Below are 14297 nucleotides of genomic sequence, written 5' to 3'. Positions count from 1 at the left end.
CACGCGGGGGGCCCGCTGCCCGGGCAGCGGGCCCCCCGCGCACCCTGGTTCAGTGCGAGGCGAGAACCGCCGGCCGCCGTGACGCGATGACCCGCTTGGCCAGGGACTTCGGGCTGGTCAGGAAGCCCCAGCCCCACGACATGTGCATGGTGGCGAGCGCCACCGGGATCTGCAGCCGGGCTTTCAGCGGCAGGCCCCTGCCCGCGGGGACGGATCCGAGGGCGATCGCCGCGAGGTAGCCCGCCGGGATCACGAAACCCACGGGGGTCAGCAGCGCGCCCACGACCACGCCCGCCGCGATCGCGCACACCGCCGTCGGCGGGGCGAGGTAGCGCAGGTTGATGGAGCCCGAGTGGTAGCGGGCCACGACGTGCCGCCAGCGGCCGTAGTCCTTGTACTGCTTGGCGAGCGCCCGGACGGAGGGCCGCGGGCGGTACGACACCTTCAGCTCGGGCGAGAACCAGATCAGCCCGCCCGCTTCCCTGATCCGGAAGTTCAGCTCCCAGTCCTGGGCGCGGATGAACTCCTCGTTGTAGCCGCCCTGTTGCTCCAGTGCCGCACGGCGGAAGACGCCGAGGTACACCGTCTCTGCGGGGCCGGCCTCGCCACCGGTGTGGAAGGCCGCGTTGCCGACGCCGATCTTCGAGGTCATCGCGGCGGCGACCGCGCGCTCCCAGTCGTTCTCGCCCTCGGCGTGCATGATGCCGCCGACGTTCTGCGCGCCGGTCTCCTCGAGGAGCCGCACGGCGTTGGCGATGTAGTTCGGCGAGAGCATGCCGTGGCCGTCGACGCGGACCACGATCGGATGCCGGGAGGCCTTGATCGCCGCGTTCAGCGCCGCGGGCGTGCGGCCGGTCGGGTTCGGGACGGTGTGCACACGCTTGTTTGCATCGCGGGCGGTTTCCGCCACGAGCTCGGCGGCGATCTCGTCCGTGCGGTCCGTGGACGGACCGAGGGCGATCACGACCTCCAGCTCGCCGGCGTACTCCTGCGCGAGGATCGCTTGGACGGCCCCGCGCAGATGCCGCTCCTCGTTGAGGACAGGCATGATCACAGAAACGGCGGGGTGTCGCACGTCGGGCTTGGCGTTCATAGGACGCTCACGTTACCGCGAACGGGGGACACCGGTGCGCGCCGCCGGGGCGCAGAGCCGGGCTGGAGATCGTATCGGCCTACGGTGCTCACGGATCCCACGTACGGCCTCGTCCGGAGGTGTCCTCCTTGTCCAGCCCGCCCCGGTCCCCCGCTCGTCCGCAGCGCCGACCGCAGCCGCCCCGCCGTGTGCCGCGCCAGCCCGAGCGTCCCGTGCGGTCCGTGCGGCCGCCCAGGCGGCCCCGCTGGGCCATGCGGGCGGTGACCACGCTGTCGGTCGTGGTGCTCGCCTCGGCCGGGATCGGGCACGCGGTGATCAGCAGCCTGGACGCGGGGATCACCCGGATCGACGCCTTCAAGGACATGAAGAACCGGCCTCGCGCCGGCAACGGCACGAACATCCTGCTGGTCGGCACCGACGGCCGCGACAGGATCACCGAGCAGGAGCGGCGGAAGTACCGGCTGGGCGGGGCGCCCTGCCACTGCACCGACACGATGATGATCGTGCACGTCTCGGACAACCGGGACCGGGCCACCGTGGTGAGCCTGCCGCGCGACTCCTACGCCGAGGTGCCCGCGCGCACCGACCAGAGGACCGGGCAGCAGCTGGGAGCCCACCCGATCAAGCTCAACGCGGCCTACGCCGAGGGCGGCCCCCAGCTGACCATCCGCATGGTCGAGAACATGACCCATGTGAAGATCGACCACTATCTGGAGGTCGACTTCACCAGCTTCATGAAGACCGTGGACGTCCTCGGCGGGGTGAGCGTCTGCACACCCACCCCGCTGAAGGACTCGTACACCGGTCTCGACCTCGCGCCCGGCACGCACGTCCTCAACGGCGGGCAGGCCCTGCAGTACGTGCGGGCCCGGCACGTCGACGCGGCGAGCGACCTGGGCCGGATGAAGCGGCAGCAGCGGTTCCTGGCCGCGCTGATCGAGAGGACCACCTCGTCCGGGGTTCTGCTGAACCCGATGCGGTTCAGGGACGTGACCCGCGCGGTGCTCGGCTCGGTCCGTGCCGACAAGGGCTTCGGCACCGACGAGCTGCTCGACCTCGGCCGGGCCATGCGGAACTTCTCCCCGTCCTCCTCCGAGTTCACCACCGTGCCCGTCGCGCAGGTGAACTACGAGGTCAAGGGCCTCGGCTCGACCCTGAAGTGGGACCAGGCCAAGGCCGACCAGCTGTTCGCGGCCGTGCGCGACGACAAGCCGCTCACCGCGGACCACCCGGACCGCGGCCACGGCCCCGCCCCGGCGCCGGTGGAGGTGGATCCCCGGCAGGTCCGCGTCCTGGTGGCGAACGGCACCGCAACCGTCGGGCTCGGCAAACGGCTCGACGCGGCGCTCGCGGCGACCGGTTTCGCCACGACCCACCGGCCGGTGACCGCCCCCGCCCATGTGCCGCGCACGGTCATCTCCTACGACCCCCGCTGGGACCGCTCGGCCCGTGCCCTGGCGGCCGCCCTTCCGGGCGCCGAGCTGCGCGTGGCACCGGGCCAGGGGCCCTTGCTGAAGGTGACCGCCGGTCCCGATTTCAAGGACGTCCACAAGGTGCGCTTCGAGGACCCGAACCAGCCGCAGCAGACCGTGGTGCGCGGCAACGAGGTGACCTGCGCGGGCACCTAGTCCGGTCGCAGCACTGGCTCACGAGGCGCACTTGACCTGGTCGGCCGTGTGTTTCTGGACGTCGGGGGTCTTGGCCGGGCCGGTGAGGGGGACGCCCGCGCCCTGGAAGTCGGCGCCGAGGCGCAGCACGATCGCGGGGAGGCCCTGCGCGTTCTTCTCGCTCCTGCCCGGCTTGAGCGCGGCGGCCGGCAGCCCCATGAGGTCGGCCAGCTCGCGGGCCTGGTCGGCCTGGGCGGCGGCGTACTCCAGGGTGGTCCTCGGCTGGTGGGTGCCGGTGTTGCCGAGCTGGCTGGACCTGGTCACGCCCTTCTCGGTCTGCAGCCAGGCCAGGGCGGTCTGGGCGGAGCCGGAGGGCGCGCCCGCGTTGTAGAGGTCGACGCGGACGTCACCGGGTGCCGAGCGCGGGCCCTTGAGCCTGGCCGCCTCCTGCGCCTTCTGCTTCTTCTTCACCTCGGTGAAGGAGAGATCGTTCTTGATCATGGAGAAGGCCTGCTGGGCGGGACCCTCGTTGAGGACGACCGTCTGGTGGACCGGGCCGTCGGCGGGGTTGTCCAGCACCGGCAGGGTGCCGAAGCTGATGTTCTTCGTCGGCACCTTCTTCAGCTCCAGGGCCACGTCCTTGAGCGTGCTGATGTGCCCGATGCCCTTGTCCACCGTGAGTGCCTTGGTCGCCGCCTCCGCGAGGTCCAGCAGCGTGGTCGGACTGGTGAGCGTGGAGTCGGACTTCATCCTGCGGAAGAGGGAGCCGAGGAACTGCTGCTGGGCCTGGATGCGGTCCAGGTCACTCTCGTGGGCCCAGCTGTGCCGGGTGCGGACGAAGGCCAGCGCCTGCTCGCCCTGGACCGTCGACGGCCCGGCGGGCAGGTCCAGGTGCGACTCCTTGTCCTTCACGGCGTGCGCCAGGCAGATCTGGACCCCGTGGACGGCCGTCGTCAGTGTCTTCACCGCGTTGAAGTCGGCCATCATGAAGTGGTCGACCTTCATGCCCCCGGCGAGCCGCTCCACGGTGCGGACGGTGCAGCCGGGGTCGCGGCCGAGCTGGCCGAGGCTCTCGTTGAACTTCGTGTGGCGCGTGCCCGGGATGGTCTTGATCGTGCCGTCGGGCTGCCTGGTCGGGCAGTCAGGTATGTCGGTGATCAGGTCGCGCGGGATGCTGAGTGCGGTCGCGTTCGTCCGGTCCTGAGAGACGTGCAGCAGGATGTCGGTGTCCGCGTGCCCGAGACCGTCTTCGGCGTCGCCGTAGCCGGTGTCGCCCTTGCCCTGCCGTTTGTCGGTGCCGATCAGCAGGATGTTGAACGCCTTGTCCTTGCTGAAGGAGTCACTGGTGGCACCTGCGGTGTCGGTGGTGCTGATGTTGCCGTCGAGATGCCTGAGGTAGAGATAGCCGCCGACGGCGGTCACCACGAGGACAAAGGTGAGCGTGCCGGCGGTCCACAGCAGAATCCTTTTTCCGGTGGACTTCCCCTTGCCCTCCTTGCGCCGGTCCCGGCCCGCGGCGCGTCGGCGCCCCTCCCGGGCCCGGGGGACGACGGACTCCTGGCGGGGCCCGGGCACGGCCGGCCGCCCGGCGGGCGGGGCGGCGCGCAGCTCGTACTCCCCGGTGTGCGGATCGCGCACCCACCGGTCCGCCGGGTCGATGCCGCCCTCAGGGCCTGGGCTTGGTATGTCCACGCCATTACAGTATCCACACAGATCACCGCCGGATAACGCTTCGTGACCTTTCCCACTGCCGTACAACCCTCCGGCAGAACAAGGGAGTTGCTAGTCCTCGAAGCCCTCAGCCGCCCGCTTCTCGCGCAGCTCGCGGATCGCCCGGCGGCGGGCCAGCCGGTGGGTACGGCGGATCTGGGCCTCCTGGCAGCGGCGGCGGTCGCGGTCGGTCTCCGGGATGACCGGCGGCACCCGGCGCGGCTTGCCGTCGGCGTCGACGGCGGCGAAGACCAGGTAGGCCGAGCCGACCTGGGTCGCCGGGGCCGACTCGTTCCAGCGCTCGGCGAGGACCCGGACGCCGACCTCCATGGAGGTACGGCCGGTCCAGTTCACCTGTGCCTTCACATGCACCAGGTCGCCGACGCGCACCGGCTCGAGGAACGCCATCTCGTCCATGGACGCGGTGACGGCGGGGCCGCCGGAGTGCCGGCCGGCCACGGCGCCCGCCGCGTCGTCGACCAGCTTCATGATCACCCCGCCGTGCACCGTTCCCAGCAGGTTGGTGTCGTTGTGGGTCATGATGTGGCTGAGCGTGGTGCGCGAGGCGGACGTCGGCTTGCCCGGAATCTCCGGTTCGGTGTCCGGATTCACGTCCGTGGCCTGGTCTGTCATGCCCTCCACCTTATGCCGAAGTGACAATCGCGGAATTTGTGTCAGCTTCGCAACAGCGCCGCCCTTATTTTCCGACAGCCCTTGTAAGGCACACGGCGGCGCCCTGCACACTGGGGCGCATGAATGACTGGCCCGAGGGATGGTCCGACGACAACCGCGGCCCGCGGTACGGACGCGGCAGTGGCGGCGCGCAGCCGGAGAGCGCCCGCGTGATGCGTCAGGTGCGGCGCGGCCCGGCGGTACCGCCCGGCCAGCGCTCCTACGGCGACCCCGGCCCGGCGGCGCCGCCGTACGGGGCCGGTGTCCCGCAGCAGCCGTCGTACGTGGACGGCCGGGGATACGACGAGGGCGCCGGCCACGGCGACTACGACAGCGGCTACAACACCGGCCAGGTGTACGGCGGCGGGCACCGCGGCGGCGGCTTCGTACCCAACGACAACGACCAGGACCCGGAACTCGACCGGTACCGGCCGCGCCCGAACTGGCGGCGCCGGATCAAGTGGACCGCGATCACGTTGGCGACCGTGCTGGTCGTCACGTCCGTCGCGACCTACTTCTGGGCCGACTCCAAGCTGCGCCGCGAGGTCGACCTGTCGAAGGTCATCGACCGTCCGGCGGCGGGGTCCGGCACGAACTACCTGATCGTCGGCTCGGACAGCCGCGAGGGCATGACCAAGGCGGAGGAGAAGCAGCTGCACACCGGCGCCGCCGAGGGCAAGCGCACGGACTCGATGATGATCCTGCACGTCGGCGACAACGGCGACACGCTGGTCTCGCTGCCGCGCGACTCCAACGTCACGATCCCGTCGTACAAGGGCTCGACGTCCGGGAAGGTCTACCCGGCCAGGGGCCGGCAGGAGAAGCTGAACGCCGCCTACGCCGAGGACGGGCCGACGCTGCTGGTCCGCACGATCGAGGCCAACACCGGTCTGCACATCGACCACTACGTGGAGATCGGCTTCCAGGGCTTCGCCAAGATCGTGGACGCGGTCGGCGGTGTCACCATCGACATCGACAAGGGCTTCAAGGACAAGTACTCGGGCGCCGACTTCAAGGCGGGCAAGCAGACCCTGAACGGCCAGCAGGCCCTCGCCTTCGTCCGTACCCGGCACGCGTTCGCCGCGTCCGACCTGCAGCGCACCAAGAACCAGCAGAAGTTCCTGTCGGCGCTGGCCCACCAGGTGGCCACCCCGTCCACGATCCTCAACCCCTTCAAGTTCTACCCGACCATGGGCGCGGGCCTGGACTCCCTGATCGTCGACAAGGACATGTCCCTGTGGGACCTGGCCTCCATGTTCTGGGCGATGAAGGGCGTCAGCGGCGGCGACGGCAAGTCCATGAACATGCCGATCTCCGGCTCCGTCGGCGGCAACCTCGTCTGGGACAAGGCCAAGGTCAAGACGCTGGTGGACGAGCTGAACAACGACCAGCAGGTCACCGTCTCCGGCAACTGACCCGGCCGTCAGTCCCGCAGGCTGATCCGCCCCCGCCGGCGTGGACCGTCGAACTTCGAACGGTCCACGACCGGCTTCGGGGCGGGCTCGGCGGCCATCAGCTTGATCGTCTCGCGGCCCGCGAGGGCGGTGCGCCACTGTCCGAGGTGGGGCCGGCCGCCGCGCGGGCCGGCCGCTTGTTCCCACAGGGACAGCACCGCCCGCTCCCGCCGCTCGTCGAGCACCCCCGGCAGCAGGGGCAGTGCCGCGCCGGGTGCCGCGTAGGGATCCTGGCCGAGCACCCTGCCGACGACCAGGGCCACCTTGTAGCGGTCGCTGTCCACCGTGACGACTCCCGGCGGGGCCAGCGGGTCGAGCCAGTCGGGGGTGTCCGCCTGGTCCAGCACCGGGGCCCGCCCGGCCAGCCGGGCCCCGTCGCAGTCCAGCAGATACACCGCCGGTGCGGGTCGCACGGTCCACAGCACGTTCGCCTGCGACACGTCCCCCACGACCAGTCCCAGCGCGTGCAGCCGGCTGAACAGCTCCACCATGGCGAGGACCAGGGCGAAGCGCTCGGCCGGCGTCGGCTGCGGTACGGCCTGCCAGGCGGCCTTGGGCGGGCGCAACAGGTACGACAGCTCCGTCAGACGAGTGTCACCGCGAGACGTCCGCCAGGTCATGGAGTCGGGCGCGCGGTGCATCAGGAAACCGGACACCCGGCCGCCGTCCACCACCCGGCACAGGGGCCACGCCGTCTCCTGCTCCAGCCGGGCCCGCTCGGCGGCGCCGAGCCCCTGGCGCAGGGCGACCAGGCCGGCGAGTTCGTCACCGTCGACCATGTGCGGCTGGCGGTAGCTCTTGTAGAGGAGCCGTTCGCCACCGCCGACCTCGAAGACCTCGCCCTGGCCGCCGTCCCCGACCTTGTCGCCCAGGCGCAGGGTGCCGAGCGGGACGTCGGCGCCGTCGTGCGCGCTCACCGCGGGCCCTCCCACAGGACGACGGCGGTGCGGTCGTCGTCGTACGACTTCACCCGGTACTGCACCTGCCACAGGAAGTCCGCCGGGGCCGGCGCTTGCGGGCCGCCCCAGGCCCGGCCCAGGAAGTCCCGCATCCCCGCGTCGCCCGACAGCGGCGTGGACAGGCCGTCGGTGCACAGCACCCACACGTCCCCTGGGCGGGCGGGGCCGACCAGCACGGTCTGCGCGGTGTGGCTGTACGGCAGCGCGGCCGTACGGGTGTCGATCATCCCGTGCTGCGGCTGGTCCGGTTCGGTGATCTCCGTGTACCACCGGCCCTCCCGCAGCAGCGCCGTGCCCCCGTCACCGACGGCGAGGAACCCGCGGATCCGCACCGCCGGGTCCAGGGGCACGAGCAGCACCCGCAGGGTGGTCGCGTAGGCGGCGGGGTCGACCCCACGCTGCTGCGCGTCGTGCGCGAGGACGGTCGCCATCCGGTGCACGGCGCGGTCGGCGAGCTCGGCGAAGCCGGCGTGATCGCTCGCGCGCAGGGCCGCAGCGAGCTGCTCGGCCATCGCGTCGAGACTGGTGGCCGCCAGCTGGCAGGCCTGCTGGGAGCCTACGTGCGAGCGCGCCGCGGATCCCACGCCGTCCGCCACGGCGAGGAGCAGCAGCTCGTCGCCGGGTGCGCCGATACGGGTCACGGCGAGCGAGTCCTGGCGCGGCTCGCTCTGGTAGCGGTGCGAGTCGCCGCGCACGGAGGCCGCGCGCACGGTGAGGGGCCCGTGGGCGGCGCCGTCCACCACCATGTCGGGGATCAGCGCGGCCGACGGATCGGACCGGACGGCGGGCGTCCCCGCGGGTTCCGGGGGATACAGCGGGGGCTTGCTGCCGGAGTGCGGGGGCACGCCGAGAGTGGTGACGGGGGGCCCGTCGGAGCCCGCCGGGTCCTGGGCGTGCGGGGGCTGCCGATCCGGTGCGGGCAGGTGCGGTGCCGGCGCGGTCGGCTCCGGCGCGAGCGGCTCCGGGGACGACGGGACGTGCTGCGCCGGGGGCGCGTCGGGTGTCGAGGGTGGCACCGGTGCCTGCCGGACCGGGACCACGGTGACCGGCGGGGAGTGGACGGGCGCGGTCTGCACCGGCCGGGGCCCGGCCGGAGCGGGCTCCGCCGACTCCGGCTGCACCTGCGCGGGCGGGCCCTGCGGAGGCTGGGCCGGTATGGGCTGTATCGGCGTGGGCTGTATCGGCGTGGGCCGGTCCTGCGGAGGCTGGACCGGTACGGGCTGGACCTGCGGAGGCTGAGCCGGTACGGCCTGGCTCTGCGGAGCCTGAACCGGCGCAGGCCGGCCCTGCGGAGGCTGAACCGGTACGGGGTGGACCGTCATGGGCCGGTCCTGCGGAGGCTGGACCGGCGCAGGCCGGCCCTGCGGAGGCTCGACCGGCGTGGGCTCAACCGCCGTGTCCTGTACGGGCGTCGTCGGCCGAACCGATGTGGTCTCCGGCTGCGGCGGCGCGGGGTCCGGTCGCCCGGACACCACCTGGTCGGCCGTCCGCCATGTCTCGTCCAGCGGATCGGAGGCCTCCCGGTGGCCGGACGGCCGTGACTCGGGCCACTGCGCGTCAGCGGTGTCGGACTGGAACGGTCCGGTGTTCATGGGCGCGGCGCTCCTTCCGTCCTCGTCTTCCGGCGCATCGCACCGCTCACAGCTTGTCGAGGGAGACGGTGGAGAAACCCGGCACGGTGTCGTCCACGGCCAGCGTGAACCCGTTGCCGCCGTCCGCGGCGATGCTGGCTGCGGACCGGACGATCGACCGGGTGAGGCTCGTGGCGAACTCGCGCAGCGCCTGCGAGGGCGTCACGCTCGAGTCCTTCTGCATGAACGCGCGGAAGTTCGCGACGTGCGCGATCGTCGCCTCCTCGGCGTCGCCGATACCGAAGGAGATGATCTTCGGGCAGAACCTGGACTGGCTCAGCTCCTTGTAGGCCTGCTCCCAGTCCTCGTCGGTCGGGATGCCGTCGGAGAGGAAGAAGGCCACCGGGCGGTAGACCTCGTGCCCCTGCGCCTTCAGCGCCGCCACGTCGTCCTCGATGCAGCGCTTCAGGGTGCGGAACGCCTCGCCGTACGAGGTGAGCCCGCCGGCGGCCAGCGCGGGCACCTCCTCGATGTCGCTGAGGTCCACCAGCGGCTGCAGGACGGTCGCGGTGTCCGAGAAGCCGATGAGGCAGAACCGCGTCTTGTCGGCGACGGTCGGGTTGGTGCTGATCTCGTGGTGCAGACCCGGCAGCGCGCCGTTGATGGAGTCGATGGGCTCGCCGATCATCGACCCGGATTCGTCGCACAGCAGGTAGAAGGGAAGGATCTGCAAGGTGGTACCTCCGGTGAAGTGCGCGGACGAAGTGCGCGGACGAGGCGCTCCACGGGGGAGCGCCCGCCTGGTCGCTCAGTAGGTGTAGAAGTAGATCTCGAGGTCGGCGTGGCCGGTGGAGGCCCCGCCCTTCCAGAAGTCACGTGTGGTGGCGCCGCGGAACATGTCCGGACTGGCCTTGTCCAGCAGGGTGTTGACCTGGTGGGCATAGGCACCGCCCGCGCCGGGGTCGGTGTTGCGCCCGAACGTCAGCACGAAGGCGGCCTGCCGCCCGTCGTACCGTTTCGTCGCACTGCGCAGGCCCCGCACGATGGCGTCCTCGTCGCCGGGCGCCGCGTCCAGCGCGATCTTCACCGGGGTGCGGACGACGGCACGCGGCCCCTTGTGCCGGGGCTTCGGATGCCCGGCCGAGGGGGACGGGGTGGGGGCATGGGGCCGCGCCGCCAGGGGGTCGCCCTGGTCGCCCATGGCCACCAGGGCGAGCACCAGCAGCAGGTCGGCGAACAGCCAGCCCGCGAGGTGCAGCGGCTGGAACCGGCTGCGGGTCTTCACAGCGCCTCGTTCAGCGCCGACGGCACCGGACCCGGTTCGCGCTCCGTTCCGGCTCGTGGGGCGTCCTCGGCTCGTGGGGCGCCCTCGGCGCGGTGGCCGTCCGGCGCTCGACGCCCATCCCCGGGAGGACCGTCGACGGGGTGCTCCCCCGGCCGGTCGGCCGTGCGCACGCTCCTGAGCCCGTCCGCGAGGCTCGCGAACCGCTCGGCCGCCGAGCGCAGGGCCTCGGTCTGCGCCCTCATCTCGCGTGCCGCCTGCTGGGACTCGGCCACGGCGCGGGCGGTGCTGTCGGTGATCTCACCGACGGAGTCCAGCAGCCGGGTGACGACATCGGCGGCCACCTCGATGCCCGTGGTGTAGGCCCGCTGGGACGCCGCGAGCACCGTCACCGACTCCTCGACCCGGTCGCCCGCGCCCTGCACGGCCTCCCGGATGTCCCCGTGGGCGCCGCGGACGTCGTCGAGGGCGCCGCCGACCCGTGCCGCGCCGTCCTGGACGGCCGTCTCGATCCGGGCCGCCGCCGCTTCGAGGGGCTGCACGGCGCCGTCCACGCCGGCCAGCCGGCGCTCCGCGGCCTCCACGGCGTCGGAGACCACGCCGGCGGCCGACGTGAGCTGCTTGTGGGCGCGTACGGCGTTGTTGCCGAGTTTGTTGAGGGTGGTGGCCGCCTCGGTGAGCTCGGCGGTGAACCGCTGCGGGGAACTGCGGCGCTGCTCGTTCAGCACCAGTTGGGCCCGGGTCAGTACGGGGACGAGCCGGGCCATGAGGTCCTCGGCGCAGCGGCCGGCCGCTTCCTCGCGGCGGGTGAGGGTGGCCCGGCGGACGCCGTGCACGAGAACCAGGGTGAAGAGCACGGTGATGGCCGCCGTAGCGCTCATCGCCACGTGCCCGAAGGTGAAGGCGCCGGTGAGGTGCCCTTCGAAGCCGGACTGCCACAGCTGCAGGAACGGCCGGGAGGCGGCCTTCGGGTCGTCCCCGGTCAGTGCCCCGTAGGCACTCGAGGCCTTGGTCAGGCCGTACCAGGTGAGCATGAGCGGCAGGAAGACGAGTGCGCCCAGCGCCGCCTCCGCGTAGGACCAGGCCCGGTGCTCGGGCGCGGCGCCGCTCCCGGCCTGCCGCAGGCTCTCGGGCCGCGCGTAGGCGGCCAGGAGGTCCAGCTCCGCCCAGGGCTCGAGCGCGGCGAGATCCCGCGCGCCCAGGGCGTCCGCAAGGGCGGTCAACTCCTCGCGCCGGGCGCCCAGTCCGGGCAGCTCGGCCATGTCTCTCAGACTCTTGGCGACTACATGACGGTCCATCAGGGCGCCAGCCGGCATACCCACCCCCACCGCGCGACGTACCCGGGGGGCTCATCGGCGGCACGCGTGGATCCCCACCCTGACGGCGTGCCCCGCCCCCGACGGTCCCACGCACCGTACGTGTGACCAAGGCAACCGAGCGTACTCCAGAATCCCACGGCCCGTCATACACTCGGGGATCACGCCGGAGGTGCGAACGGCGGTCCGAGGAGGGGACGTTGAGCAACGACAACCGCCGCCGGGGCACGATCCGCCTGAAGCCCGGTACGGCGCCCGGGACGGCACCCGATACTGCACCCCTCCCGGATCTCCGGCCGGACGCCCGGCCGCGCCGCGTCCCGCCCGGGGACGCCGTGCTCACCCGCCAGGCTCCCCGGGCCCGGGTCACGGGCCGCGGCATCCTGCAGGTGAACCTCAACTGGCCGGAGTCGGCCGGGGCCGACCTGGACCTGGGCTGCATGGTCTCGTGCACCGACGGGAGGGGCGTGGCCGTACAACCGCTCGGCAGGGCGTTCGGCTCCCTGGGCCAGTGGCCGTACGTGGAGCTGGACCAGGACGACCGCACGGGCGCCTCCTCCGACGGGGAGACGGTCCGCGTCAACCTCGGCCGGCGGGAGCACTTCCGCCGGCTGCTCTTCTACGTGTACGTCTACGACGGTGCCGTGGACTTCCGCAGCCTCGGTGCCGTCGCCACGGTCACCGCGCCGTCCGGAGGGTTCCGCATCGCCCTGGACGACTCCCCCGGTGGAGTGAACGGCTGTGCGATCGCCCTGGCCGTTCCGGAAGCGGGTGCGCTGACCGTCCGCCGGGAGGTCCGGTGGTTCGCCGGCACGCCACACCAGTCGGTGAACGAAGTGATGGACCGCGCATACGGATTCGGCTTCCCCTGGGTCTGGATGACCAAGGACTGAACCCGTACGCGCGGTACGGCACTATGCCGGACGGGGCCTCACATGCCGGCGCCCGCCATGGCCCGGCAGGTCTCCGCGCAGCGGCGACACGCCTCCGCGCAGCGCATCATCTGCTGGTCGTCCGGCATGGACATACATGCCTCGGCGCACATCTCGCAGACCTTGGCGCAGAGCGTGCACATCTCGGCGGACATGCGCGAGCGCCGCATCATCATGTCGGCACACATGCGGGTCATCTCGGAGCAGTCCATCAGGGCGCGCATGACCTGCATCTGCGGCTGGCCGCCCTTCTGCATGCAGGAGCTCATGGCCTCCTCGCACATGCTGTGGCAGTTCATGCAGGCCTCGATGCAGTCCTGCATCTGCTGCGTGAGGGCAGGCATCATCTGGGACTGGGTCATGGCTCCTCCTCGGAGCGGGGGCCCGGGGCGGGTCCCGTGTGCTTCCGTCCTACGACGGCCCGGCCGGGCCCGCATGTGACCGACCGGTCGTAAGGTGCCCCGAGGAAACGCGAAGGCGCCGGAAAGCACGAAGGCGCCCCCCGGGGGCGCCTTCACGCAAGAGCCTGCGGACCCGGACCGTTACGGCAGGTTGCGGGCCATGACGATCCGCTGGACCTGGTTCGTGCCCTCATAAATCTGAGTGATCTTGGCGTCGCGCATCATGCGCTCGACCGGGTAGTCGCGGGTGTAGCCGTAGCCGCCGAGCAGCTGGACGGCGTCCGTGGTGACCTCCATCGCCACGTCCGAGGCGAAGCACTTGGCGGCGGCGCCCAGGTAGGTGAGGTCGGCGTCGCCGCGCTCGGAGGCGGCGGCGGCCTGGTAGGTGAGGGCACGGGCCGCCGAGATCTTCATCGCCATGTCGGCGAGCATGAACTGGATGCCCTGGAAGTCGGCGATCGGCTTGCCGAACTGCTTGCGCTCCTGGACGTAGCCCTTGGCGTAGTCGAGGGCGCCCTGGGCGCAGCCGAGGGCCTGGGCGGCGATGGTGATGCGGGTGTGGTCCAGGGTCTTCATCGCGGTGGCGAAACCGGTGCCCTCCTCGCCGATCATGCGGTCGGCGGGGATGCGGACGTTGTCGAAGTAGACCTCGCGGGTCGGGGAGCCCTTGATGCCGAGCTTCTTCTCCGGGGCGCCGAAGGAGACGCCCTCGTCGGACTTCTCGACCACGAAGGCGGAGATGCCCTTGGTGCGCTTGCCCGGGTCCGTCACGGCCATGACCGTGTAGTACTCGGAGACGCCCGCGTTGGTGATCCAGCGCTTGACGCCGTTGAGGACCCAGTGGTCGCCGTCGCGGACCGCCTTCGTCTTCATGCCGCCGGCGTCCGAGCCCGCCTCCGGCTCGGAGAGGCAGTACGAGAACATCGCGTCGCCCTTGGCGAGCGGGGTCAGGTACTTCTTCTTCAGCTCCTCGCCGCCGGAGAGGATCACCGGGAGGGAGCCGAGCTTGTTCACGGCGGGGATCAGGGAGGAGGAGACGCAGGCGCGGGCGACCTCCTCGATCACGATGACCGTGGCGAGCGCGTCGGCACCGGCGCCGCCGTACTCCTCGGGGACGTGCACCGCGTGCAGGTCGCCCGCGACGAGGGCGTCGAGGGCCTCCTGCGGGAAGCGGGCCTCCTCGTCCACCGCCGCGGCGTACGGCGCGATCTTCGCCTCGACCAGGGAACGGACGGCGTCGCGGAGCATGTCGTGCTCCTCGGACGGGCGGTACAGGTCGAAGTCAGCCGATCCGGCCACG

The 14297-nt window shown here is 71.8% G+C and carries 13 protein-coding genes; 3 read left to right on the top strand and 10 right to left on the bottom strand.

Translation table 11 applies throughout. The annotated features are described in order from the left end of the window. Positions 1 to 49: 49 nt before the first annotated feature. Positions 50 to 1093: a glycosyltransferase family 2 protein gene (locus tag ABZ919_RS19720; protein WP_361249173.1), complete on the bottom strand. Its 1044-nt coding sequence runs from the start codon at positions 1091 to 1093 to the stop codon at positions 50 to 52. A gap of 251 nt (positions 1094 to 1344) precedes the next feature. Between ABZ919_RS19720 and ABZ919_RS19715 the strand changes: the two genes are divergently transcribed. Beyond that, entirely contained in the window at positions 1345 to 2721 is a 1377-nt protein-coding gene (locus ABZ919_RS19715) for an LCP family protein (RefSeq protein ID WP_361249242.1), read from the top strand. A gap of 18 nt (positions 2722 to 2739) precedes the next feature. Here the strand turns inward: ABZ919_RS19715 and ABZ919_RS19710 are convergent, their stop codons facing one another. After that, positions 2740 to 4392, bottom strand: coding sequence for an LCP family protein (locus ABZ919_RS19710; RefSeq protein WP_361249170.1), 1653 nt, complete (start codon positions 4390 to 4392; stop codon positions 2740 to 2742). A 90-nt stretch (positions 4393 to 4482) separates the two neighbouring features. Continuing rightward, entirely contained in the window at positions 4483 to 5043 is a 561-nt protein-coding gene (locus ABZ919_RS19705; RefSeq protein WP_361249167.1) for an acyl-CoA thioesterase, read from the bottom strand. Between the two features lie 119 nt (positions 5044 to 5162). On the opposite strand from ABZ919_RS19705, the gene ABZ919_RS19700 reads away from it, so the two are divergent. Further along, complete coding sequence (locus ABZ919_RS19700) at positions 5163 to 6497, top strand: LCP family protein (protein WP_361249165.1); 1335 nt, start codon at positions 5163 to 5165, stop codon at positions 6495 to 6497. An 8-nt stretch (positions 6498 to 6505) separates the two neighbouring features. Here the strand turns inward: ABZ919_RS19700 and ABZ919_RS19695 are convergent, their stop codons facing one another. The 5 genes from ABZ919_RS19695 to ABZ919_RS19675 form a co-directional block, all read right to left on the bottom strand. Then, positions 6506 to 7453: a hypothetical protein gene (locus ABZ919_RS19695; protein WP_361249162.1), complete on the bottom strand. Its 948-nt coding sequence runs from the start codon at positions 7451 to 7453 to the stop codon at positions 6506 to 6508. Next, complete coding sequence (locus tag ABZ919_RS19690; protein ID WP_361249159.1) at positions 7450 to 9087, bottom strand: protein phosphatase 2C domain-containing protein; 1638 nt, start codon at positions 9085 to 9087, stop codon at positions 7450 to 7452. Before ABZ919_RS19690 ends, ABZ919_RS19695 begins: the two co-directional genes overlap by 4 nt. Before the next feature lie 46 nt (positions 9088 to 9133). Next, positions 9134 to 9799, bottom strand: coding sequence for a VWA domain-containing protein (locus ABZ919_RS19685; RefSeq protein ID WP_361249156.1), 666 nt, complete (start codon positions 9797 to 9799; stop codon positions 9134 to 9136). A gap of 75 nt (positions 9800 to 9874) precedes the next feature. Then, the gene (locus tag ABZ919_RS19680; protein WP_361249153.1) at positions 9875 to 10351 is read right to left on the bottom strand and encodes a hypothetical protein; all 477 of its coding nucleotides are present in this window, start codon (positions 10349 to 10351) and stop codon (positions 9875 to 9877) included. After that, positions 10348 to 11610 carry a methyl-accepting chemotaxis protein gene (locus tag ABZ919_RS19675; protein WP_361249150.1) on the bottom strand — a complete coding sequence of 421 codons (1263 nt, stop codon included), beginning with the start codon at positions 11608 to 11610 and terminating at the stop codon, positions 10348 to 10350. The genes ABZ919_RS19680 and ABZ919_RS19675 overlap by 4 nt, the downstream gene beginning before the upstream one ends. Before the next feature lie 254 nt (positions 11611 to 11864). Between ABZ919_RS19675 and ABZ919_RS19670 the strand changes: the two genes are divergently transcribed. Next, a complete protein-coding gene (locus ABZ919_RS19670) occupies positions 11865 to 12557 on the top strand; it encodes a tellurium resistance protein (RefSeq protein WP_361249147.1) in 693 nt (230 codons plus the stop codon). 38 nt (positions 12558 to 12595) lie between these two features. Here ABZ919_RS19670 and ABZ919_RS19665 read toward each other — a convergent pair whose 3' ends face one another. Together ABZ919_RS19665 and ABZ919_RS19660 are read right to left on the bottom strand one after the other, a co-directional pair. Continuing rightward, on the bottom strand, positions 12596 to 12958 hold the full coding sequence (locus ABZ919_RS19665) for a four-helix bundle copper-binding protein (RefSeq protein WP_361249144.1): 363 nt from the start codon (positions 12956 to 12958) through the stop codon (positions 12596 to 12598). Between the two features lie 180 nt (positions 12959 to 13138). Then, positions 13139 to 14296 (bottom strand): acyl-CoA dehydrogenase family protein, encoded by a 1158-nt coding sequence (locus tag ABZ919_RS19660; RefSeq protein ID WP_361249141.1) that lies wholly within the window; start codon positions 14294 to 14296, stop codon positions 13139 to 13141. Between the last annotated feature and the right edge of the window lies 1 nt (position 14297).

It is taken from the genome of Streptomyces sp. NPDC046759, assembly GCF_040645475.1.
GTDB lineage: Bacteria > Actinomycetota > Actinomycetes > Streptomycetales > Streptomycetaceae > Streptomyces.
Note: the sequence above shows the minus strand (reverse complement) of the source record. Positions and strands in the feature narration are given on the sequence as shown.